The organism is Cohnella algarum, from assembly GCF_016937515.1.
GTDB lineage: Bacteria > Bacillota > Bacilli > Paenibacillales > Paenibacillaceae > Cohnella > Cohnella algarum.
Map to the genome: position 1 here is coordinate 3,577,872 of NZ_JAFHKM010000002.1, position 23,159 is coordinate 3,601,030.

The 23,159-nt window shown below is 58.5% G+C and carries 24 protein-coding genes, 2 pseudogenes and 1 riboswitch; of the genes and pseudogenes, 24 read left to right on the forward strand and 2 right to left on the reverse strand.

Annotated elements, in window-relative coordinates:
- The 5 genes from JW799_RS16015 to JW799_RS16035 all read left to right on the forward strand — a co-directional run bounded on the left by JW799_RS16015 (position 1) and on the right by JW799_RS16035 (position 3,728).
- The gene (locus JW799_RS16015; protein ID WP_205430638.1) at positions 1-510 is read left to right on the forward strand and encodes a PspC domain-containing protein; all 510 of its coding nucleotides are present in this window, start codon (positions 1-3) and stop codon (positions 508-510) included.
- Between the two features lie 4 nt (positions 511-514).
- Positions 515-1,219, forward strand: a complete 705-nt coding sequence (locus tag JW799_RS16020; protein ID WP_205430639.1) for a PspA/IM30 family protein — start codon at positions 515-517, stop codon at positions 1,217-1,219.
- 174 nt (positions 1,220-1,393) lie between these two features.
- Positions 1,394-2,035, forward strand: a complete 642-nt coding sequence (gene liaF, locus JW799_RS16025) for a cell wall-active antibiotics response protein LiaF (RefSeq protein WP_205430640.1) — start codon at positions 1,394-1,396, stop codon at positions 2,033-2,035.
- A 12-nt stretch (positions 2,036-2,047) separates the two neighbouring features.
- Positions 2,048-3,115, forward strand: coding sequence for a sensor histidine kinase (locus JW799_RS16030; RefSeq protein WP_080834353.1), 1,068 nt, complete (start codon positions 2,048-2,050; stop codon positions 3,113-3,115).
- Positions 3,075-3,728, forward strand: coding sequence for a response regulator (locus JW799_RS16035; RefSeq protein ID WP_080834351.1), 654 nt, complete (start codon positions 3,075-3,077; stop codon positions 3,726-3,728). Before JW799_RS16030 ends, JW799_RS16035 begins: the two co-directional genes overlap by 41 nt.
- A 145-nt stretch (positions 3,729-3,873) precedes the next feature.
- Here JW799_RS16035 and JW799_RS16040 read toward each other — a convergent pair whose 3' ends face one another.
- Positions 3,874-4,239, reverse strand: coding sequence for a hypothetical protein (locus JW799_RS16040; protein WP_205430641.1), 366 nt, complete (start codon positions 4,237-4,239; stop codon positions 3,874-3,876).
- Between the two features lie 197 nt (positions 4,240-4,436).
- Here JW799_RS16040 and zwf point away from each other — a divergent pair, with 197 nt between their 5' ends.
- The 17 genes and pseudogenes from zwf (at position 4,437) to JW799_RS16120 (ending at position 20,910) form a co-directional block, all read left to right on the forward strand.
- Positions 4,437-5,987 carry a glucose-6-phosphate dehydrogenase gene (gene zwf, locus JW799_RS16045; RefSeq protein WP_205430642.1) on the forward strand — a complete coding sequence of 517 codons (1,551 nt, stop codon included), beginning with the start codon at positions 4,437-4,439 and terminating at the stop codon, positions 5,985-5,987.
- Between the two features lie 225 nt (positions 5,988-6,212).
- Positions 6,213-6,992 (forward strand): HAD family hydrolase, encoded by a 780-nt coding sequence (locus tag JW799_RS16050; protein ID WP_240353309.1) that lies wholly within the window; start codon positions 6,213-6,215, stop codon positions 6,990-6,992.
- Complete coding sequence (locus JW799_RS16055) at positions 6,955-7,812, forward strand: MurR/RpiR family transcriptional regulator (RefSeq protein ID WP_205430643.1); 858 nt, start codon at positions 6,955-6,957, stop codon at positions 7,810-7,812. Before JW799_RS16050 ends, JW799_RS16055 begins: the two co-directional genes overlap by 38 nt.
- A 22-nt stretch (positions 7,813-7,834) precedes the next feature.
- Entirely contained in the window at positions 7,835-8,569 is a 735-nt protein-coding gene (locus tag JW799_RS16060; protein WP_205430644.1) for an MBL fold metallo-hydrolase, read from the forward strand.
- Between the two features lie 57 nt (positions 8,570-8,626).
- Entirely contained in the window at positions 8,627-10,192 is a 1,566-nt protein-coding gene (locus tag JW799_RS16065; protein WP_240353310.1) for an ABC transporter substrate-binding protein, read from the forward strand.
- 15 nt (positions 10,193-10,207) lie between these two features.
- A complete protein-coding gene (locus tag JW799_RS16070; protein ID WP_080834341.1) occupies positions 10,208-11,152 on the forward strand; it encodes an ABC transporter permease in 945 nt (314 codons plus the stop codon).
- Between the two features lie 6 nt (positions 11,153-11,158).
- Positions 11,159-11,977: an ABC transporter permease gene (locus tag JW799_RS16075; protein ID WP_205430647.1), complete on the forward strand. Its 819-nt coding sequence runs from the start codon at positions 11,159-11,161 to the stop codon at positions 11,975-11,977.
- A gap of 11 nt (positions 11,978-11,988) precedes the next feature.
- The gene (locus JW799_RS16080; protein WP_240353311.1) at positions 11,989-12,708 is read left to right on the forward strand and encodes an ABC transporter ATP-binding protein; all 720 of its coding nucleotides are present in this window, start codon (positions 11,989-11,991) and stop codon (positions 12,706-12,708) included.
- Entirely contained in the window at positions 12,705-12,971 is a 267-nt protein-coding gene (locus JW799_RS28755) for an oligopeptide/dipeptide ABC transporter ATP-binding protein (RefSeq protein WP_338026275.1), read from the forward strand. Before JW799_RS16080 ends, JW799_RS28755 begins: the two co-directional genes overlap by 4 nt.
- Positions 12,968-13,930, forward strand: a complete 963-nt coding sequence (locus JW799_RS16085) for an ABC transporter ATP-binding protein (protein WP_139787148.1) — start codon at positions 12,968-12,970, stop codon at positions 13,928-13,930. The genes JW799_RS28755 and JW799_RS16085 overlap by 4 nt, the downstream gene beginning before the upstream one ends.
- Before the next feature lie 12 nt (positions 13,931-13,942).
- Positions 13,943-14,758 (forward strand): metallophosphoesterase, encoded by an 816-nt coding sequence (locus tag JW799_RS16090; protein ID WP_205430648.1) that lies wholly within the window; start codon positions 13,943-13,945, stop codon positions 14,756-14,758.
- A 101-nt stretch (positions 14,759-14,859) separates the two neighbouring features.
- A riboswitch (PreQ1 riboswitch) is annotated at positions 14,860-14,903 on the forward strand.
- A gap of 132 nt (positions 14,904-15,035) precedes the next feature.
- Positions 15,036-15,716 (forward strand): 7-cyano-7-deazaguanine synthase QueC, encoded by a 681-nt coding sequence (gene queC / locus JW799_RS16095; protein WP_205430649.1) that lies wholly within the window; start codon positions 15,036-15,038, stop codon positions 15,714-15,716.
- The gene (gene queD, locus JW799_RS16100) at positions 15,713-16,162 is read left to right on the forward strand and encodes a 6-carboxytetrahydropterin synthase QueD (RefSeq protein ID WP_080834329.1); all 450 of its coding nucleotides are present in this window, start codon (positions 15,713-15,715) and stop codon (positions 16,160-16,162) included. The genes queC and queD overlap by 4 nt, the downstream gene beginning before the upstream one ends.
- Positions 16,155-16,888, forward strand: a pseudogene (queE, locus tag JW799_RS16105) (7-carboxy-7-deazaguanine synthase QueE). Before queD ends, queE begins: the two are co-directional and overlap by 8 nt.
- Positions 16,889-16,919: 31 nt before the next feature.
- Positions 16,920-17,416, forward strand: a pseudogene (queF, locus tag JW799_RS16110) (preQ(1) synthase).
- A gap of 601 nt (positions 17,417-18,017) precedes the next feature.
- Positions 18,018-19,604 carry a peptide chain release factor 3 gene (locus JW799_RS16115; protein ID WP_205430651.1) on the forward strand — a complete coding sequence of 529 codons (1,587 nt, stop codon included), beginning with the start codon at positions 18,018-18,020 and terminating at the stop codon, positions 19,602-19,604.
- A 115-nt stretch (positions 19,605-19,719) separates the two neighbouring features.
- Complete coding sequence (locus JW799_RS16120) at positions 19,720-20,910, forward strand: alpha-D-ribose 1-methylphosphonate 5-triphosphate diphosphatase (RefSeq protein ID WP_205430652.1); 1,191 nt, start codon at positions 19,720-19,722, stop codon at positions 20,908-20,910.
- Here JW799_RS16120 and sspI read toward each other — a convergent pair.
- Complete coding sequence (gene sspI, locus JW799_RS16125) at positions 20,889-21,107, reverse strand: small acid-soluble spore protein SspI (protein WP_080835456.1); 219 nt, start codon at positions 21,105-21,107, stop codon at positions 20,889-20,891. The two genes, JW799_RS16120 and sspI, sit on opposite strands and share 22 nt — an antisense overlap.
- 136 nt (positions 21,108-21,243) lie before the next feature.
- Here sspI and JW799_RS16130 point away from each other — a divergent pair, with 136 nt between their 5' ends.
- Both JW799_RS16130 and JW799_RS16135 read left to right on the forward strand, forming a co-directional pair.
- Complete coding sequence (locus JW799_RS16130) at positions 21,244-21,909, forward strand: potassium channel family protein (RefSeq protein ID WP_205430653.1); 666 nt, start codon at positions 21,244-21,246, stop codon at positions 21,907-21,909.
- Positions 21,896-22,729, forward strand: coding sequence for a TrmH family RNA methyltransferase (locus JW799_RS16135; RefSeq protein ID WP_205430655.1), 834 nt, complete (start codon positions 21,896-21,898; stop codon positions 22,727-22,729). The genes JW799_RS16130 and JW799_RS16135 overlap by 14 nt, the downstream gene beginning before the upstream one ends.
- The last annotated feature ends 430 nt before the right edge of the window (positions 22,730-23,159 follow it).

The following is a 23,159-nucleotide window of genomic DNA, read 5'->3' on the forward strand; positions in this document are numbered from 1 at the left end:
ATGCGCAAATTGTACCGTTCGACCCGAGATCGCAAAATATTCGGCATCTGCGGCGGGCTGTCCGATTTTCTGGGCGTAGATGCAACGCTGCTGCGCATCCTGCTTGTTGTCGTCACCGTTTTTTCGGCCGGATCGCTAGTGTTCGTGTATTTGATCGCCGGGTTCATCATTCCGCAGGAACCGACTCATCACGCATTCGGTTCCGGTCCCTACGGAACCCCGTACGGCGACCCTTGGAACGGCGGAACGCGGCCGGGCCCGACCAATTACGGCTGGACGCCTCCGGCGGGCTCTCCCCCTCCGGCGGGACAGGGCTGGACCCCCGGACAAAGCGGTTATGGCGGCACGGCGGGTTATACGGCGGCAAAGCCCCAACCTTCCGCGACGCCGCGGGAGACGGAAGGACTCGACGCCATGATGGAAGATATCGAAAAAAAAGCGCTCCGCAAGGAACTGGAAGAACTGAAAGCACGCATTGCCAAATTTGAAGAACAATCGAAAGGGGAATAAAAAGATGGGTGTATTTCAACGGATGAAGGATATGACGAAGGCTTCCATTCACGACATGCTGGACAAATTAGAGGACCCGATCGTCATGCTGAACCAATACTTGCGCGATATGGAAAAAGAAATTCACGAAGCGGAAGTGACGGTCGCCAAGCAAATGGCCGCCGAACGCCGTCTGAAGCAGCGCCTCGACGAGGCGATCCGCATCGGCGCCGAACGCGAATCGCAAGCCGAACAAGCGCTGCGCGCAGGCAACGAAACGCTTGCCCGCAAGCTTCTGGAAGAGAAAGTTTATTACGACAAGCAAGCGAACGACGTGCTCGGCCTGCACGATCAGGCGCAAGCCCAAGTGAGCGAGCTGACGACGCAGCTGCACGAAATGAAGGACGAGTACTACAAGCTTCGCAACAAGCGCAACGAGCTTTCGGCCCGTGCCCAAATGGCAAAAGCCCGCAAGCAAATGGCTCAAATCAGCTCGCTTCACACGATCGAAAGCGGCTCCGCCGCCCGCGGCTTCCACCGGATGGAAGAAAAAATCATGCAAATGGAAGCCGAAGCCGACGTCGTCCGCATGCCGGGCTCGCCGCTCAGCGCTTCTCCGATCAACGTCGATCCGGAAAAAACGTTCCGCGTCGAACAGGAGCTGGCCGCGCTGAAGAGCCGTATCGCTCCTTCGGCTCCCGCGCAAAACACCGCATCCTCGGATGAATAAGGGACAACGGAGCGGCCGGGAATCCGGCTAAAGAAAAGCTAAAGCAACCGTTTCCGACAGCCGGAAACATATGGTATGCTTACAAAGGTACGAATGGGCCATGACGGATGCAAATCCGTTATGGCCTTCGCCGCGAAGTCAACGTTAGATAACCGCGGAGGAGGTGCGGCCGTATTGAAGTCGATATCGAATCAGGCGCTTGTGTTCATCGCGGCCGGCTGCTATCTCATGCTCGGCGGAATCGCGGGTTACTTAACGGCGAATACGATCGTTCTCCTTGTTCTGGGCGTGGACCGGTTCAAAAGGGATCGCAATCGGTTGGCCGCCGTCTTGATCGCGATTGCCGTCTTGACGCTGATCATCAATGAGTTCGGCCTGGTCGTCGCGATCGTGCTCATCTCGCTGGGCTTGTTTTATAGGAAAACGAAGCCGCAAGCCGGGGGGAACTTCGTCAGCAGGCACCGGCTGTTGCTGCATCTGCGTTTGGACCGGCCTTCCTGGATTCTCCGCTCGATGGCGTATTGGCACGCGTTCGGCGAATCGCGAGTGGACTTGACGATGGCCGTGCCGGAAGAGCGGGAGACGACCGTCGTACTGCAAGGCATCGTCGGCGACGCCGAATGGATCGTTCCGGAAGATTACGGGCTGCAGATCGAGGCTTCCGTTTTGCTCGGCCAGATCCACTGGAACGCGATCCAAGAGGGAGGAGTCGCCCAGAAAGTCGTCTGGCGATCCCCGGATTACGAGCAGAAGGAGCATCAGGTGAAACTCCAGCTGTTCTATCTCGTAGGGAATATAAGAATTCGGCAGATGTAGGAGGGATAAGGAATGGTATGGCGTCATATGGGCGAAACCGTTTTATTTTCCCTCGGCATCGGTTTCGTCATCGTATATTTATTGGAAAGTCAGGATCTTGCCGCTCCCTTCGAGTCCTGGTCGACGATCATCTCCTTCGGGTTAACGGCGATCGGCGTCCTCATCGTTGCGGGGGCGGCATACGGATTTTACCGGAGTTATCCGATCCGGAACCGGCTCGAATGGATGCGCGATTCGATGCTCATGCTCGAAAAGGGGAATCCGGCGCCTCCGCTGCCCGACATGGGCAAGGATGAAATCGGCCGATTGGCGGAACAGCTGTCGCGCATCAGCCGAAAGTGGGAAGAGCAGGTGGCGACGCTGCAGCGCCTTTCGACCAACAATACGGAGCTTGCGGTGAAGGTGCGGACGAGCGCGGTGATCGAAGAACGGCAGCGGCTGGCGAGGGAACTGCATGACGCGGTCAGCCAGCAGCTTTTTGCTATTTCCATGACGGCCACCGCGGTCGGCCGGACGCTCGAGCAGGATTTCGACCGGGCGAGGCGGCAAGTCGAACTGATCGAGGAAATGGCCGCCGTCGCCCAGTCCGAAATGCGGGCGCTGCTGCTTCATTTGCGTCCGGTCCATCTCGACGGCAAGCGGCTGGCCGATGCGATTCCGGAACTTGTAAAGGAAATGCAGGCCAAGGTGCCGGTAAATATTTCGTTGGATATGGACGAGGATTTGCCGCTTAATAAAGGAATGGAGAATCACCTGTTCCGCATGGTGCAGGAGGCGCTGTCCAACACGCTGCGCCATGCCAAAGCCACGAAGATGGACATCGCCCTGCACCGCCGCGGAGACTCGGTAAGGCTGGCGATTCGCGACAACGGCGTCGGTTTCGACGTTTTGGAGAAGAAACAGACGTCTTACGGCCTGGTCAGCATGGAGGAGAGGGCGAACGAGCTCGGCGGCTCCTTTAACGTGGCAAGCGCCCCGGGCAAGGGGACGAGAATCGAAATCAGAGTGCCGATAACGGCGGAAGAAAGAGGTTGGAACGATGGCGGAGTACAATCCGATCCGAGTCCTGCTGGTGGATGACCATGAAATGGTCCGAATCGGACTGGCGGCCGTGCTGGGGACCGAAGACGGCATCGAGGTCGTAGGCGAGGCCGGCAACGGAGCCGAAGGCTTGCGTCTGGCCAAAGCCTATAATCCGGATGTCGTGCTGATGGACTTGGTGATGGAAGGGATGGACGGCATCGAGACGACGCGCCGGCTTCTGGAAGAACACCCGAATTGCCGCGTCATCGTCCTGACGAGTTATCTCGACGACGAGAAGATGTATCCGGTCATCGAAGCCGGCGCCTTCAGCTATTTGCTCAAAACGTCGCGCGCTTCCGAAATCGCGGATGCCATCCGGGCGGCCGCCCGCGGCCAGGCCGTGCTCGAGTCCCAGGTCGCTTCCAAAATGATGAACCGGTTCCGCAAGCCGGTTTCGGCATCCTCCATGCCGCACGAGGAATTGACCGATCGGGAAATGGAAGTATTGCAGCTGATCGCCCAAGGAAAATCGAACCAGGAAATCGCCGACGAACTGTTTATCGGCATCAAGACGGTAAAGTACCATTTGACGAATTTGTTCGGCAAGCTCGGAGTCGAGGATCGCACGCAAGCTGCCATCTATGCCCACCGAAACGGAATCGCCAAATAAGATCGGCGTTTATGCCGTACATAACCAGCCATATCTGGATGGCCGCGCCGCCCCGCAATCACGCCCGGATTGCGGGGCGGCGGCATTTCGACGGCCCGGACGCGGGCGAGCGTCCCGGTCGTGGGCGGGCGCCGGCGGCCGCCGGCTAGAGCAGCAGAACCGCTTCGACGGGGTCGAGCGGCAGCACGATTTTCGTACGGGAAACGGGCTCGAGTTCGAGCGCTCCCCAATACGGATTCGCAGGGGGAGGTCCGCCCGCGGAGTCGGACTCCGTCCGAATGCCGGCTTTCCGCCGCGTCCGGCCGGCGGAGCGTTTTTTGGCCGGCTTCGGCTTCGCTTGCGTGCGATCGGCCTCCGGTTCCTCGTCGATATCGCCGTTCAGCACCACTTTTCCCTTCGCGCAGCCGGTCAACAGGCCGTAATACCGGGCGCCGTCGTTCATGACGATGCATACCGGATGCCCCCTGAGCTTCAGAAGGTTCTTTTCGTCAGCCGGAATATGATCATCCATCCCCTTCACCCCCTTGAACCTCGTTCGGAACCAGTATATTCACCCGCGGGCTCCTGCGCATGGACGCGTACCCAGTCGCGCGAAAGCCGCCGGCAGAAGCGGAAAAAGCGATGGTTTGAATCCGATAGCAAACGGCGTTTAAGTATGATAAACTACAGTACGTGTATTCAAATTTCGGAAAATGGAAGATGAGGAACATGACGGATAAAACCATTGAGACGACCGCCGCGGCTGACGGCGCTGTCTATTTTATTTTCGGCGCGACGGGCGACCTGGCCCGGCGCAAGCTGTTCCCCGCTTTGTATAGCCTTTATCTCGAAGGAAAGCTGGGCGAACGGTTCGCCGTCGTCGGGCTTGCGCGCCGCGCGCGCACGGACGAGCAGTTCCGGGACGACGTGTACGAGTCGATCCGCGAATTTTGCCGGTACAAGCCCGATGACGCCAATTGGCAAGCCTTTGCGGCACATTTCTCCTATCACCCGCTGGACATCGGAAACGTCGACGGCTTCCGCGAGCTGAAGGCGTCCACGGAAGCGCTGGAAGCCCGCTATTCGATTCCGGGCAATCGCTTGTTTTATTTGGCGCTGGCCCCGGAACTGTTCGGCGCCGTATCGCGCAACCTTCGCGACGGCGGCATGCTGGAAAGCAAAGGCTGGCACCGGCTCGTCATCGAGAAGCCGTTCGGCTACGACTATCCGTCCGCCGAAAAGCTTAACGAAGAAATTCGCCACGTTTTCCGGGAAGAGGAAGTGTTCCGGATCGACCATTATCTCGGCAAGGAAATGGTGCAGAACATCCAGGTCATCCGGTTTGCCAATGCGTTTTTCGAGCCGCTTTGGAACAATAACCACATCGCGAACGTGCAAATCACGCTCGCCGAGACGGTCGGCGTCGAGGAGCGGGGCGCCTACTACAATAAGTCCGGGGCGCTGCGCGACATGGTGCAGAACCACATGCTTCAGATGCTGACGATGATCGCCATGGAGCCGCCGAGCCGCCTCGATCCCGAAGATATTCATGACGAAAAGGTCAAGGTGCTCCGTTCCGTCCGGAATTTCCGCTCTGCCGAAGAAGTGGAACAGGACGTCGTGCGGGCGCAGTACACCGACGGCCAGTTCCGGGGACAAGCGGTCAAGGGCTATCGCAACGAGGATTCGGTTCCGTCCGACTCGACAACCGAGACGTTTTTCGCCGCTCGGCTGTTCGTGGACAATTTCCGCTGGGCGGGCGTGCCGTTCTACGTGCGCACCGGCAAGCGCCTCCCGGTCAAATCGACCGAGATCGTGATCGAGTTCAAAAACGTGCCGAACAATGTGCTGTTCGCAAGCCGCAGCCAGCTGCAGCCGAACCTGCTCGTCATCCGGGTCAACCCGATGGAAGGGATCTACATTAAAATCAACGCCAAAAAGCCCGGCAACGATATGACGATCCAGCCGGTGGCGATGGAATTTTGCCAAAGCTGCCAGGTCGGCATCAACACGCCGGAAGCTTACGAGCGGTTGATCTACGACGCCGCCCGCGGCGATTCCACGTATTTCACCCGTTGGGACGAGCTGGCCGCCGCTTGGCAATTGGTCGATCCGATCGCCGCCGCCTGGCGCCAGGCGCCGGAACGCGTGGCGACGTATCCCGCCGGCACGTGGGGACCCGTGCAGGCCGACGAACTGCTGAGCCGGGACGGCTTCTTCTGGTGGCCGGTCAACGGACAGGACGAAGACAATGTCATCTGGGTCACGAACACAAAGTAAAACCGAGCACGAAGAAAGCATCCTCCCTGGCCGAACGCGGCCTTGGGCGGATGCTTTTTTTTGACCGCGCGTCGATCGCCGAAGTGCCAGGTCCGTTTCGATTTTTTACGAAAACCGCAATTTAAGTTGATTTTCGCCGAATATACGGCCTTTATGATGAAGGGGCAATGAAGCTTGAAGAACATTTTGACAAAAATGAAAGAAATCCTTCAATCGGGAGCAGTGATGAACAGCCCTATGATTCGGTACTTGTGGTTCGATCTCGGCTATACCCTGGTCAAAACCAACCGCGAAGACATCTATCGGAAAACGCTGGAGACGCTCGGAATCGTCAAAACCCGGGATGAAATCACGATCGCCTATCATTTGGCGGACAAGCTGTTCATGCGGGAATACCGGGGGGTGCTCGGTAAGGACAGCCGTCACTTTCTGCCCTGGTATATCGGCGTCTTGAACTACTATTTGGGGCTCTCGCTTCCCATCGAGGAAGTGATCTCTTTGCAGCAAAAGGCGGCGAAGGAAGAAGGAATGCGGTGGACGGCGTTCGATTTCAGCAAGCCGACCTTGCGCTCGTTGAAGGAAGCGGGCTACCGGCTGGGCCTCATCTCCAACTGGGACGGGACCGCTCGCGAAGTGCTGAAGGCGAACCGGCTTGACGAAGAGTTCGACTTCGCGATTATTTCCTCGGAAATCGGCATCGAAAAACCGGATCCGGCCATCTTCGAAATCGCCCTGTCCGAAAGCGGCGCGACCGCGGAGCAGTCGCTGTATGTCGGCGACAATTACTACGATGACGTCGTCGGTTCGCGTCAAGCCGGCATGGACTGCCTGCTGATCAATCCGTACGGAACGAGAGGCATCGAGGAGTTGAATTACGATCGGGTCATCTCCAGCATTCGGGAGGTCGCCGCCTATTTGGGTCAACTGCAGGGAGTTGGCAGCCCGTCGTTAAGCGAGGGAGAACGACATGTCGACCATATTGGAACGAATTCAGGAAACGTTTGACGTTTTAAGCCCGGGGCAGAAACGGGCGGCGCATTACATTCAGAGACATATCCAGGACGCGGCGCTGCAATCGGCCCAAAAAATCGCGGAGAAATCGGGCGTCAGCGAGGCGACGGTTCATCGGTTGGCCCAGGCGCTTTCGTATTCCGGGTTTTCCGACATGCATCAGGAATTGCAGCAATTCGTGATCAAGGATCAGCGGGCCGTCTACAATTTCATGCAATCGACAACCCGTCAGGAGGAGTCCTGGCTGGAGAAGCATTTTGCCCAGGAAATGCAGAATATTCGGGAAACGATGCAGCAAACCGATAAAGCCCGGATTCATCAGGCCGCAAGGCTGCTGCTGGATGCCGACCGCATCTGGATCGCCGGGTGGAGGCTGGGCTTGTCGGTCACGGCGTTTTTTCAATTCGTTTTGAAATATATGCTGGGCAATTGCGAGTTGATTCCGCAAGGAGGTGTTGCCGAGTACGCAACGTACATTCGTTCCGGCGATGTCGTTTTTGTCAGCGGTTTTCCCCGCTATTGCTCCAAAACCTTGAAAGTGTCCAAGCTGGCCAAGGAACAGGAGGCACGGGTGATCGCGCTGACCGACTCCAGCTTGTCGCCCTTTGCGAAGCTGGCCGATCTGACGCTGCTGGCGGAATGCAAATCCACCGGGTTTCTGGATTCATACACCGCGCCGCTGTCGGTCGTGGGCGCCATCATTAACGAGATTTCGTATTTGGAGAAAGATAGGGTGAAACGCCATTTGGAGAAAATGGAGCTGATGTTCAAGGAATTTCAGGACAGCTTCGAATGGATGAATAAAACAAAGTGACCATCGCGGGAAGGAAGCGGGCATGGAATTAACGGTAATCGGCTGCTGGGGAGCGTACCCGGCCCCAAACGAAGCGACTTCGGGTTATTTGATCAAGCGCGGGGAACTGTCGATTCTGCTCGATTGCGGCAGCGGCGTCTTGTCCAGGCTGCAAAACGAGGTGCCGTTGGAACAGTTGGACGCGGTCTTTATCACGCATACGCATGCGGATCATATCGCGGACGCGTTGACGCTGGAATTCGCCGCTCTGGTTCTGATGCAAACCGGAAAACGTTCGAAGCCGCTGGACGTTTACGTTTACGGAGAAGATCCGGACAAGCTCGGGTTTCAATTTCCCGAATGCGTCAGAGTGCATCCGATCGATCTTCGGCAGAAGGTGCAAATCGGCGAACTGACGATGGAATTTTCCGAGAACGTGCACGAAGTTCCTTGCTGCGCGGTCAAAGTGACCGCCGCTGACGGCAAATCGCTCGTGTACTCCAGCGACACGGGATATTGCGACAGCATCGTCGAGTTCTCCCGCCAGGCGGACGTGCTGGTGCTGGAGAGCAGCTTCTACGATTGGCAGAAGGGCGCGATGCGGGGGCATCTGACGGCGGGGGAGGCGGGCGAGATCGCGGCTTTGGCCAAGCCCGGCCAGCTGGTGCTGACGCATTTTCCCCATTACGGCGATCTTCGCCAACTGGAGGCGGAAGCCTCCTCACGGTTCGACGGACAGACAAGGCTGGCTTTTGGCGGAATGAAGCTGAACATCTAAGGAATTCAACGGACTATTCCGAAAGGGGCATGATTGAAAATGACTTGGAAGATGAACATGAGGAGAGGTTTGTTCGCTTTGACCTTGTCGACGGTGATCGTTTCGGGATGCGGCACGAATACTCCGTCCGCTAGTCCCGTTTCCGGCTCGTCGGAGACGCCGCAATCCCAGGCATCGGCGGACGGCGGCACGAACAGCCCGTCTTCCGGAGGAACCGTCCGGGTGGCGATGGCGACGGAACCGGACAATCTGGATCCTTACTTGTCGGCAGCGACGGATACCGGCTCGATGATGGACAACGTGTTCGACGGCTTGTTCGAAGCGGGCGAAAACAGCGAGCTCGTTCCGGCCATCGCGGAGTCGTATCAAGTGTCGGAGGACGGGTTGACGTACACGTTTGCCTTGAGGCAAGGCGTGACGTTCCATGACGGGTCCGCGCTCACCTCGGAGGACGTGTATTATTCGTACGCCAAGCTGGCGGGCCTGAACGGCCAGGAGCCGCTGTCCTCCAAGTTCTCCGGCATCGGAAGCATCGAAACGCCCGACGACTATACGGTGACCGTCAAGCTGAAAGAGCGGGATGCCGCCTTCCTCGCCGCCAACATCATCGCCATCGTGCCGAAAGATTACGAGAAGCAAAGCGAGCATCCGGTCGGCGCCGGCCCCTTCAAGTTTGTCGAATACACCCCGGGACAGCAGCTGGCGCTCGAAAAGAACGAGCAATTTTACGACCCGGAACGCGCGCCGAAGCTGGATCGGGTCGAATTCAAAATCATGCCCGACGTCAACTCTTCGATTCTCGCCCTGCAGTCCGGCGACATCGACATGGTTCCGGGCGTCAGCGCTCAAGGCGCGCTTCAGCTCGGGGAAAGCTTTACCCTCGTCTCCGGCCCGCAGAACATGGTTCAACTGATGGCGCTGAACAATTCCGTGAAGCCGCTGGATGACGCGAAGGTTCGCCAGGCGATCAACTACGCGATCGACAAGGACGTCATCATCGAGACGGTGGCCGAGGGGAACGGAACGAAGCTGGGCTCGAACATGAGTCCCGCGATGAAGATGTACTATCAGGAAGGGCTGGAGGACAGGTATTCGTTTAACGCCGAGCAAGCCAAGCAGCTGCTGCGGGAAGCGGGATACGAGAACGGGTTCGATCTGACGATCACGGTTCCGTCGAACTATCAATTCCATGTCGATACGGCCCAGGTGATCGCGGAACAGCTGAAACAGGTCGGCATTCGGGCCGAAATCAAGCAAATCGAATGGAGCAGCTGGCTGGAGGACGTCTACAACAACGCGAAATACGAGGCCACGATCGTCGGATTGACGGGCAAGCTGGATCCGCACGAAGTGCTGGGCCGATACGAGACGACCTATCCGAAAAATTTCTTCAAGTTCAGCAACGACGAATTCGACCGTTTGGTCAACGAAGGCCGCACGGAGCTGGACGAAACCAAGCGCGCCGCGCTGTACAAGGAAGCGCAAACCGTTCTGACCGAACAGGCGGCCGCTGTCTTTATTATGGATCCGAGCCGCACGGTGGCGATGAAATCGAACCTGCACGGATTTAAAACGTACCCGGTCCAGAAGTACGACTTCGCCGAAATGTACTATGCCGAATAAGCAGGGGAAGCGGCCTTGAGATTTTATATTCGCAAGTCGTTTACGCTGGCGGCTACGGTATTGCTCGTCTCGGTCATCACGTTTCTGGTGTTTCAGGTGCTGCCGGGAGATCCCGCCCAGATCGTTCTGGGCGTGGACGCCGATCCGTACCAGCTGGCCGCTCTCCGGCAGGACATGGGGCTTGATCGTCCTGTCGGGGAGCGTTATTGGACGTGGATGGCCAATGCCGTTTCCGGCGATCTCGGCGATTCGCTGCGCTACCAGCGGCCGGTGTCGGAAATTTTGGCGGAGCGCTTGCCGGTCACGATTTCGCTGGCGCTCTTCTCCCTGGGGTTGACCTTGGCGATCGGTCTGCCCCTCGGCATTTATGTCGCCCGAAAAGACGGCAAATTATCCTCGGTGCTGATCTCGGCTTTTACCCAGCTCGGCGTATCCGTTCCGTCTTTCTGGCTCGCTTTTCTCCTGATTCTGCTTTTCTCCGTAACGTTCAGGCTGTTTCCGACCTATGGCTACGTTCCCTGGAGCCAGGATCCGGCGGGCACGATCCGTTCGCTGTTTTTGCCGTCCCTTGCGCTCGCGATTCCCTCCATCGCCGTCGTCGTCCGCTATTTGCGAAATACGCTGCTCGACCAGGCGACGATGGATTACGTGCGGACCGCCAGGAGCAAAGGGCTGCGAGAGAGCGCGATCATGTACCGGCACCTGCTGCGCAACGCCCTCATTCCGGTCGTCACCATCGTCGGCCTGCTGATCGCCGAAACGCTCGGAGGCAGCATCGTCGTAGAGAACGTGTTCGCGCTTCCGGGACTTGGCAACCTGCTGATTACGTCGATCGGAACGCGGGATTTGCCTTTGGTCCAATCGCTGGTTCTGTATATCGCCGTTCTGGTGGTCGGCATCAATTTCGCGGTCGATATTCTGTATAAAGTCATCGATCCCCGCATTCGATTGAAAAGGTGAGAGACGATGAATCTGAAACTGTGGTTGAAAAGCAAACCGTTGGTCATCGGCGGATTTCTCGTCGTTTCGCTGCTGCTCTTCGCGCTGGTCGGCTTGTTCTACACCCCTTACGAGCCGAATGAAATGAATACCGCAATGCGTCTGGCGCCTCCCCAGCCGGCCCATCTATGGGGAACGGACAATTTCGGCCGCGATATTTTCAGCCGGATCATGGAAGGAGCGCGGACGGCCTTTCTGATCGGCTTCAGCTCCGTCTCCATCGGCCTGGTCTTCGGTTTGCTGATCGGCGCCGCCGCCGGCTATTTGGGCGGCTGGGTCGATGAGGTCATCATGCGGATCGTCGACGCGATGCTCGCTTTTCCCGGCATTTTGCTGGCGATCATGTTCGTGTCCGTGTTCGGGCCGGGGCTTAACATCACGATCGCGGCGCTCGGCATGATGAGCATTCCCTCCTTTACGCGGATTGCCCGAAGCGGATTCATCCAGGTCAAGGAGTTCGATTTCGTCAAGGCTTCCGTCGCGAAAGGTGCGGGGCCGTGGCGGATCATCTTTCTGCATATTCTCCCCAACATGGCTTCCCCCCTCATCGTGGCGGCCACGCTGGGGTTCTCCGGCGCGGTATTGGCCGAAGCGGGGCTCAGCTATCTCGGCATCGGCGTGCAGCCTCCGGATCCGAGCTGGGGCCGCATGCTGAGCGAAGCCCAACCGTACCTGGCGAACGCGCCATGGTATGTTTTGATCACCGGCGGGGTCATCACGGCGATGGTGCTCGGGTTTAATCTGCTTGGCGACGGCATCCGGGATTTGTACGACAAGAAGAAGTAGGAGGTGCGCGCATGGCGCCGGCATTGTTGGAGCTGCAGAACTACCAGGTTGCTTTTTCCGCCGGACAGGAAAGCTACCCGGCGCTGCGGGAGATTTCGTTTGCCGTTCGGGATCGGGAAGCGCTCGGGATTGTCGGGGAATCCGGCTGCGGGAAAAGCTTGACCGCCTTGTCCGTCATGGGGTTATTGCCCAAGGGGGCGGCCGTGTCCGGCGGGGAGGCCCGGCTAAACGGCAAAAGCCTGAACGGCTTGACGCCGGAAGACTGGCGTTCCGTCCGCGGAAAGCAAGTCGCGATGATTTTTCAGGATCCGATGACGGCCCTGAATCCGCTTATTCCGGTCGGCCGGCAAATTGCCGAGGCGGCGTCGACCCATCTGCCCGTTTCGAAACGGGAAGCCAAAAATCTCGCCCTGGACATGATGAGGAAGGTCGGGCTGTCCCGAACGGAGCATTTGTACCGCGAATACCCGCACCAATTGTCGGGAGGGATGAGGCAGCGGATCATGATCGCGATGGCGATGATCTGCAAGCCGCAGCTTCTGATCGCCGACGAGCCGACGACTGCGCTGGACGTGACCATTCAGGCGCAAATTCTCGATTTGCTGCGGGAGATGAAAGAGAACGCGGGTGCGGCGATGATGTTCATCTCGCACGATCTGGGCGTCATTCGCGAAATCTGCGACCGGGTCATCGTCATGTATGCCGGCTATATCGTCGAGGAGGCCCCGTGAAGGAGCTGCTGGATCGTCCGCTGCATCCGTATACGATCGGCCTGCTGAAGTCCATTCCCGATATCGGCCAAAGAGGCGCGCCGTTGTACACCATACCCGGAAGGGTTCCTTCGCTGGCCGAGCGGAAAGGCGGCTGCCCGTTCGCCGGACGCTGCGCCCATGCGGAGCCGGAATGCGCGACCCGCTTGCCGGCGCTGGAGCGGAGGGCGGCCCACCATCGGGTGCGATGCCATCTGTACGCGGACAAGGAGGCGAGCCGATGAAGCCGGACCTCATTCGGGTGGAAGGGCTGTCCAAATATTATCCGATGCCGCGGCAGGGCTTAAGGGAGCGGCCGCGCTTCGTCAAAGCCGTGGACGGCGTGTCGTTCCAAATTCGCGAAGGGGAAACGTTCGGCCTGGTCGGGGAAAGCGGGTGCGGCAAGTCGACGACCGGCCAGATGCTCGTACGGCTGCTGGAACGTTCGGGAGGCGATATTTATTATCGGGACCGGAACGTTGCGAATTTGTCCGGACGGCAGATGAAGCCGTTTCGCCGCGAACTGCAAATCGTGTTTCAGGATCCGTACGCTTCCCTGAATCCGAAGAAGCCGATCGGCTGGATTCTCGAGGAGCCGTTGATCATTCACCGGATCGGGGACAAGCAGACGCGGAAAAAGATCGTCGACCAAACGCTGGAGCGCGTCGGTCTGGATTCGAGCTATCTGAAGCGGTACCCTCATGAGTTGAGCGGCGGTCAAAGACAGCGGGTCGGCATCGCCACCGCGCTCGTTCTGAATCCCGAATTCATCGTCGTCGACGAAGCGGTGTCCGCGCTGGACGTTTCCATCCAGTCGCAAATCCTGAATTTGCTCAAAGAGCTGCAGCGGTCGTTCGGTTTGACGTATCTGTTTATCTCGCATGACTTGAACGTCGTTCAATATATGAGCGACCGGATCGCGGTGATGTACCTGGGAAAAATCGTCGAGATTTTCGACGTCGCCGAAACGGGGGGCGAACCGCTTCATCCGTATACCCGGGCGCTGTTTTCGGCCGTTCCCCGCATCCGGGAGCGGGAGAGGGAACGAATCGTGCTGAAGGGAGATATGCCGAGTCCGGCCCATCCCCCGGAGGGATGCGCGTTTCACCCTCGCTGTCCGCAAGCGACCGACCGATGCAGGCAATCCGCTCCCGCGTTGCGAGCGCACGGAACGGGCCGGATGGTCAGCTGTCATTTGGTATAGGAGGAGATTTAAATGCGCATCGGAGTCATATCGGATCTTCATGTCGATCTGAACGAACAGGCGGGAGAGCCGTCCGTCGAACAGGCGCTGCTGGAAGTCGTCGACGAAAGCCGGCTGGACGCCTTGATCATTGCCGGGGATATTTCGAACGATGTCCGCCTCAGCCTGAAGGTGTTGAACGGCTTGCGGGACGCGAGCGGCATCCCGGTTTTGTTCGTTCCCGGCAACCACGATTATTGGAGCAAAGAGAACGGAATAACGGACACGTGGGAAATATACGGGCAGTTTCGGACGTACGACGGATGCTTGAGCGAGTCGCCCCGGGCGCTGAACGAAGATTGGGTCGTCATCGGAAACTCCGGCTGGTACGATTATACGCTGGGCGAGGACAAGTACGGGTTTGGCGATTTCGAGAAAATGCGGACCCCGGACCGTACCTGGCAGGACAGCCTGTACGTCGACTGGGGAAGAAGCAACCGCGACATCCACCGGTACTTCTATGAAGGGCTGGAGCGGGAGCTTTCCGAATACCGGGGAAAACAGGTCATCATGGTGACGCATATGCTGACGCATCCCTATTTCAAGGTTCCGATGCCTCATCCGCAGTGGGGATACTTCAACGCGTTTTTGGGGAGCGCGGAGTATGCGGCGCTGTATGAGAAGTACGGCGTGCGCTACGGGATCATGGGCCATGTCCATTACCGGAAGCGGCATGCCGAGCGGGGGACGGAAATGATTTGCGCTTGCCTGGGATACCGCAGAGAATGGAAGGAAGCGGACGCGCGCCGGGAAATCCGGAACTGCATGCAAATCATTGCCATTGAATGAGGATAACTTCCGGTTCCCTTCTTTCGTCCGCTATGATATAGTACGAAAGACAACTAAAGAAGAATTCCGGCCCCGGCTTCGATAACCCGAAGTCGCGCTTGCCGGGAGAGGTTCGCGAACTCCCTCTATAAAAAACTATCCCTTAGCGACGGCCCGTCAGGGTGACGTCGTTTTGGCGTTCGGCGCGAAGCTGGTTTTTAAAGCTTCGCGCCGATTCTTTAGTTTTGGGAGCAACCGGCGCAAGAATCTCTCTCTTCATCCAAAGGGAGATGGCACCATGCAACAAACCGAAACAACCTCGAAAGCGGTCGTCGTGTTCAGCGGCGGCCAGGACAGCACGACCTGTTTGTTTTGGGCGCTGGAACGCTTCGCGGAGGTGGAAACCGTCACCTTCAATTACGGCCAGCGCCACTCGCTCGAACTGGAATGCGCGCGTTCTATCGCGCGCGAGCTCGGCGTCAAGCACCATGTGCTGGATATGTCGCTGCTCCATCAGTTAGCGCCCAACGCGCTTACGCGCGGCGACATCGCGATCGAGCGCAAGGAAGGCGAACTGCCGTCCACGTTCGTCGACGGGCGGAACTTGCTGTTTCTCTCCTTCGCCGCCGTGCTGGCGAAGCAAATCGGGGCCCGGCATCTCGTCACGGGCGTTTGCGAGACGGATTTCAGCGGTTATCCGGACTGCCGGGACGTGTTTATCAAATCGCTGAACGTGACGTTAAACCTCGCGATGGACTATTCCTTCGTCATCGACACCCCGCTGATGTGGCTCGACAAGGAGCAAACGTGGGAGCTGGCCGACCGGCTCGGCGCCTTCGAATTCGTGCGCGACAAAACGCTGACCTGCTACAACGGCATTGTAGCCGACGGATGCGGCGAGTGTCCGGCATGCGAGCTGCGCCGCAAAGGGCTGGAGCGTTATTCGGCCCGCTCGGGAAGGGAGGCGGCGCCGCGATGATGCAGCAAATCTATCCTTCCGTCGAGCATCCTTACGAATACGAGCTGAACAAGGATATGCAGTTCGCGGCCGCGCATTACATCCCGTCGGAGCAAGCCGGGAAATGCCGGCGGCTGCACGGCCACACGTATTTTGCCAACATTACGGTAGCGGGAGACGAGCTGGACGAATCCGGATTTCTCGTCAACTTCGCGGATTTGAAGCGCCTGATTCACGACCGGTTCGACCATGCGGTGCTGAACGACGACGCCGAATGGTTCGGCGGGGACGTGCCGGAGCGGTTTCCGACGACGGAAATCGTCGCCCGGACGATTTGCGAAATCGTGCAGCGTTATTTGGACGACACGGTCAACCGGCCCCGCTGCGTGCAGGTTTTTTTGCGGGAAACGCCGACCAGCTACTGCGTGTATCGGCCGAAGCGGAAAGGGGGAAGCCATTATGGCTGAAAATCGGCTCCCCGTGATGGAAATTTTCGGCCCTACCGTTCAAGGAGAAGGCATGGTCATCGGGCGCAAAACGATGTTCGTGCGCCTGGCCGGCTGCGATTACCGCTGCGTCTGGTGCGATTCCGCCTTTACGTGGGACGGGAGCGCCAAGGAAGAAATCCGGATGATGTCGGCGCAAGAGGCGGTCGAGGCGCTTCGGGAAACGGGCGGCGAAACGTTTGCCCACGTGACGATATCGGGCGGCAATCCGGCTTTGTACCCGCAGGTGGGGGAACTGATCGAGCGTCTTCATGAGCGGGATATCCGGGTGGCGGTCGAGACGCAAGGCAGCCGTTGGCAGGATTGGTTTCCGGCCGTCGACGAGCTGACGCTGTCCCGAAGCCGCCCAGCTCGGGCATGGTCGCCGACTGGCGGGTGCTGGACGAAATCGTCGACAAGCTGAAACGGGGCGGGCGAACGGGTTCGTTCAGCCTGAAAATCGTCGTGTTCGACGAAACGGATTTGCGGTTTGCGGCCGGGGCGCACGAGCGTTACCCCGACGTTCCGTTTTATTTGCAGGCGGGCAACGGCGAGCGGACCGAAACGGATTCCCGGCGCCTGCTGCCCTACTTGATCGGCAAATACGAGTGGCTGATCGGGCGCGTCATGGAACATGACAAGTTAAAGAACGTTTGCGTGCTGCCGCAGCTCCATGCCTGGGTGTGGGGCAACAAGCGGGGCGTTTGAAAATAAAGCGACGAAAGGCGTGTGAGTCGGCATGGCGGGAAGAAGCGAGCAAGATTTGCAAGGCGTTACGCTGCTCGGCAATCAGGGGACGAAATACGTATTCGAGTATTCGCCGGACATTTTGGAGACGTTTGACAACAAGCATCCGGACCGCGATTACTTCGTCAAATTCAATTGCCCGGAATTTACGAGCCTGTGCCCGATGACGGGGCAGCCGGATTTCGCGACGATATACATTTCGTATATTCCGGACGTTCGGATGGTGGAGAGCAAGTCGCTGAAGCTGTATTTGTTCAGCTTCCGCAATCACGGAGATTTTCACGAAGATTGCGTGAACGTCATCATGAACGATCTGATCGCTCTGATGGAGCCTCGCTACATCGAAGTGTGGGGCAAGTTCACGCCGCGCGGCGGCATCTCGATCGACCCGTACTGCAACTGGGGGCGCCCGGGGACGAAGTACGAGCGGATGGCCGAGCATCGGCTGATGAACCACGACATGTATCCGAAAAGGTGGACAATCGGTAGGCTGGCTGTGCCCGGAAAAAGCACATAGCCGGTAAGTTAGCGCTTCATTAACCGGGGACGGGAGCGTGAATCGGGCGAGTTGAAAGCGAATAATGGCCGCCGGAGGCCATTATTTGAGCAAAATCGAGCCCGGAGCAGGAATAACGGTCGGATGAGGCCGTAATTTGCTCACGGGAGCGGAAAGGGATGGCGGATAGGCGTTAGGGAACAGGCGATCGGCGCGTTAATCGACACGGGGGACCGGTTTCGGACGAGCCGGTCCTCGCTAAAGGGCTCAACGGCCGTTGTCGGGGACAACGCCATCCGTCGTTAGCGATAAGGTGAGGCCGTTGCTGTTTGCTTGGGCGAAAATCGCCTTTATCGTCGCAGCCCGGCCGGTAAGCTCCCTATGCATCCGGAAATCTCGCTCTCAGCCTGGAAGGCTCCGACTATGAAAAAGCCTCATTTGGTTGGATGAAATCCAACGAAGCGCGGCCGCGCACGAACGGAACGTCAAGAATGCGACGGCACCTTCTGCTCCGGCCGAAGGCGTTCCCTTTTCCGCGGCACATTGTGCTATAATGGAAGCTGTTATTTTCCTATGGAAGGGAACTTTGAACCGATGAGCCAAACGACCCGCGAAGAACTGAAGCAAGAGGCGGCCAAGCGCCGTACCTTCGCGATTATATCCCACCCCGACGCGGGGAAAACGACGCTGACCGAGAAGCTGCTGCTGTTCGGGGGCGCGATTCATATCGCCGGTTCTGTCAAGGCCCGCAAAGCGGCCCGCCACGCGACGAGCGACTGGATGGAAATCGAGAAGCAGCGGGGAATTTCCGTTACTTCCTCGGTCATGCAATTCGAATACAACGGGCATAAAGTCAACATTCTGGACACGCCGGGCCACCAGGACTTCAGCGAAGACACGTACCGGACGCTTACCGCCGCGGACAGCGCGGTCATGCTGATCGACGTCGCCAAGGGCGTCGAAGCGCAGACGATCAAGCTGTTCCAGGTATGCGCGAAGCGCGGGATCCCGATTTTTACTTTCATTAATAAGCTGGACCGCGAAGGGCAGAATCCGTTCGACCTGCTCGAGGAGATCGAACGCGTGCTCGGCATCCGCTCGGTGCCGATGAACTGGCCGATCGGCATGGGGCGCGAGCTGTGCGGCATTTACGACCGGATGAAAAAGCAGGTCGAACTGTTCCAGGGCAACGATCACTCCAAAATCGAGGTCCGCAAGGCGGAGGATTATAACGATCCGATCATCCGCGAGATGGCGGGAGAATATCTTGCCGACCAGCTGGCCCAGGAGCTGGAGCTGCTGGACGTGGCCGGCGATCCGTTCGATTACGACAAAGTGATGAAAGGCCAACTGACGCCGGTGTTTTTCGGCAGCGCGGTCAACAATTTCGGCGTGCAGACGTTTTTGGAAAACTTCCTGCAGCTCGCTCCGGCGCCGACGCCCCGCCGCAGCACGGACGGACCAGTCGAGCCGGACAACGAAAAGTTTTCGGGCTACATTTTCAAAATTCAGGCGAACATGAACCCGGCTCACCGCGATCGGCTGGCTTTCCTTCGCATCTGCTCGGGCAAGTTCCAACGCGGAATGAGCGTGAAGCACGTTCGCGTCGGCAAGGACATCAAGCTGTCCCAGCCTCAGCAATTTTTGGCGCAGGACCGAGAAATCGTCGACACGGCTTATCCTGGCGATATTATCGGCTTGTTCGACCCGGGCATTTTCCGCATCGGAGACAGCTTGAGCGAAGGCAGCAGCATTACGTTCGACGAGCTGCCGACGTTTTCGCCGGAGATTTTCTCCAAAGTCAGCGTGAAGAATGCGCTCAAGCAAAAGCAATATTTAAAGGGGCTCGACCAGCTCACCGAAGAGGGCATGGTGCAGGTGTTCCGCTCGATCGGCCCGTTCGAGGATACGTATCTGGGCGTCGTCGGACAATTGCAATTCGACGTGTTCGAGTACCGGATGAAGAACGAATACGGGGTCGACATTCAACTGGCCCGGACGACGTTCCAGTTTGCCCGGTGGATCGTCGCCAATCAGGTGGACCCGAGCAAATTCCGCATCAATTCCACTTTGGTCAAGGACAAAAGCGACAACTACGTCGCCCTGTTCGAAAACGAGTACGCGATGCGGACGGCGATGGAACGGATGCCGGACGTGAAGTTTTTGGAGACGGCACCGTAAGCGCGGACAAGAGGGCAGAACGACATCCCGTTTGCGACGACGGCGGAACGAAACGCGGCCGCCTAGTCGAAGCGGGGTGTTTTCGTCTATCATTTCAGAAAAAGGCGGGGAACGAATGAGCAACCGGCTGTTTGTAAAAGGCGGACGGGTCGTGACGCCGGAAGGCGTCGAGGAAGCGGACGTTTTCGTGGAAAACGGCCGGATCGCGGCCATCGAACCCGGCGCGGCGGAACGCAACGCCCTGCCCGGAGACCGAATTGTCGAGGCCGAAGGCGAATGGGTGCTGCCCGGCCTCGTGGACATTCATTGCGACGCGATCGAAAAGGAAATCGAGCCGCGTCCGAACACGCTTTTTCCCGCGGATATGGCTTTTTTGCAGTTCGAGCGGAAGCTTGCGGGTCACGGCATTACGACGATGTTCCATTCGCTTTCGCTGGGCGTGGGCTTGAGCCTTCGGGGAGAGCATCTGGTGGCGGATTTGATCGGCCGCATCGCCGAATGGCGCAAGGAACGGGCGATGATTCGCCACCGCGTCCATTTGCGCTACGAAGTGTCCCATCTGACCGGCTTTCCGCTGGCGGAGCGGTGCATCGAGCAAGGGCTGATCGATTATTTGTCGTTCATGGATCATGCTCCGGGCATCGGACAATACAAGCGTCCCGGCTCGTTCGAGCGGTATGTGATGAAAAACCAGGGCGTGGGCCTGGCCGAAGTGCACGGGATCGTCGCGGAGCTGCAGGAGCGCCGAGCGCGCGTCGATTGGTCCAAGCTCGCGGCGCTCGCGGCAAAAGCGAAAAAAAACGGCATCGCCGTCGCCTCTCATGACGACGATTCTCCGGAGCAAGTCGACCGTTCCCGCCGGCTCGGGGCGGAAATCGCGGAATTTCCGTTGAATTTGGAAACGGCGGATTATGCCGCCCGGCAGGGGCTCGGCGTCTGCGTGGGCGCGCCGAATGTCGTGCGCGGCGGCTCGCACGATTTGAACCTGAAGGCGTTGGACGCGGTACGGGCGGGAGCGGCCGACATTTTATGCTCGGATTACCATCCGGCTTCGCTGCTGCAAGCGGTGTTCGTCCTGCACCGCGAGGGGATCCCGCTGGAACGCGCGGTTGCGATGGCTTCGCTCCATCCCGCGAGGGCGCTCGGCCGACAAAACGACATCGGTTCTCTGGAACCGGGCAAACGGGCCGATCTGATCGTGGTCAAAGAGGTTCGGGGATGTCCGCTCGCGAGCCGGACGGTCGTGGGCGGCACCCTCGTTATGGAGACGAGGGACTATGCGGATTACGACGAAGCCTCCTGTTGAACCTGATCGTACAGCACCTGGAGCATTCGCTCTTTATCCTCTTCGGCGCTGTGCTTCCAAATCAATTCGAAAAGGACGCCGAGACCGGGCAGCGTCACTTCCGCGTTTCCGATCGAATCCTGAATGACTTCCCTCAGCTCTTCGCGGGTGTCGTCTTTGACCCGATGAAGGATGGCCTGGCGCAAACTCATCGTCATATTCACAGGGAGTACCTCCTTTGGCGGATGGGAAGGATGATCCCCAATAGGGTACCCCGCGGGTTCGAGCTTATGCTTGTGACGCTGTGCTATAATAAGAAGCAATGGATGCAATCGGAAAAGGGAGCTGTCAGTCATGGCCAAAAAGCAATTCGCCATTATCGGTCTTGGCCGTTTCGGTTCAAGCGTCGCGAAATTTTTGTCGGAAATGGGATACGAAGTGCTGGCGATCGACGAAAACGAGGAGCTCGTTCAGGACGTTGCCCACATCGTGACGCATGCGGTATCGGCCGATTCGACGGACGAAGAAGCCGTTCGGGCGCTCGGCATCCGGAATTTCGATGTCGTCGTCGTCGCCATCGGACAAGACATTCAGGCGAGCATTTTGACGACGCTGATTTTGAAGGATCTGGGCGTCAAGCAAATTATCGTCAAGGCGCAAAACGAACTGCACGGCAAGGTGCTGAGCAAAATCGGCGCGGACAAAGTCATTTTTCCCGAACGGGACATGGGGCTGCGCGTCGCGCATCATCTCGTTTCGCCGAATATTTTGGAGCATATCGAGTTATCCAACGACTACAGCATCGTGGAAATGAAGGTGCCTTCGCAAATCGTCGGCAGAAACCTCAAGCAGCTCGATATTCGGGTCAAATACAACTGCAACGTCCTTGCGGTCAAGCGTGACGGCGAAATGAACATTACGCCGCATCCGGACGAGTCTTTGAATTCGGAGGACGTGCTCGTTATCGTCGGCCGCAACGACCAGCTCAACCGATTGGAGCAAGCGTATGCCGAACCTTGAGCCTGCGCTTGCTTCGCTTTCGAACCCGCGAGTCAAAGGCTGGGCCAAGCTGTCCGAACGGAAATACAGGCAGCGGGAAGGCCGCTTCAAGCTGGAAGGAATTCACCTGGTCGCGGAGGCGCTCGCGGCGGGGTGGCCGCTCGAATGCGTCGTTTTCGACGAGGGGCTCGGCATTCCGGAGGAGCTGATCGGGTATGCTGATCGGGCGGATGTTGTCGATGCCGGCGCCACGCTTCCGGCATGGATACCGGCGTCGCCCGACATTATCGCGAAGTGCAGCGAGACGGAGACGCCGCAGCCGGTATTTGCCGTGGCGCTGCGCAAGCAGGCGGAGCCGGAATGGCTTTTCCGCCAGGACGGCGGACCGGTCGTCCTGCTGGACGGCGTGCAGGATCCCGGCAACGTCGGCACGATCGTCCGCAGCGCGGCGGCGAGCGGAGCGGCGGCGGTCGTGCTCGGCCGCGGCACGGCGGACTTGTACAATGCTAAGACGCTGCGTTCGACGATGGGGGCTTTATTTTACATACCGGTGCTGGAGGCCGAGTTGCCGTCGCTGCTTTCCGAGGCGAAGGAGCGAGGCATCCCGCTGTTCGGGACCAGCCTGCGGGCGTCAGAATCCTGTTACGATTGCGATTTGTCCGGCAGTCCGTGGCTGCTGATGGGCAACGAGGGAAGCGGCCTGTCGCCCGATGTCATGGAGTACGTCGATCGTCCGATCGTCATCCCGATGACGGGGCGGACGGAATCGCTCAACGTCGCCATGGCGGCGACGGCCCTGCTGTTCGAGGCGCAGCGTCAGCGGCTTTCGCTAAGCAATTGAAAGACATGGTTTTTCGCGTTCCGCGCCGCCATCGTTGTCATCATGTTCCTGTATGGGGCGGCCGGTTCGTTCGCAAACTAAATTTGATTCAAGGCATGAGGCTCAATCCTTCAAAAGGCGGTGAACCCGAATGCAATGGATCTCTTCCATGTGGAGGAAAATGAACAACCGCGGAACGCTGATGTCGCTCCTGGCTTTGGGAGCCGGCACGACGGTCTTCGGCATCGCAAGACGGCGTAGGGCGATGCGCCGAATGAGAAGCCCGATTCAGAAATGGCTTCGGGTAAGGTAACGAAGAAGGCGGCAAAGCTGCGTTGGCGGCTGTGCCGCCTTCTCTCTTCCGCTTCGAAAGTGTCTGTCGGCCCTCCGCGCTCCAGTTGAGTCGTGACGACTCATCTCGACCCGTCGTCCGCAACGATCCGCACGCACT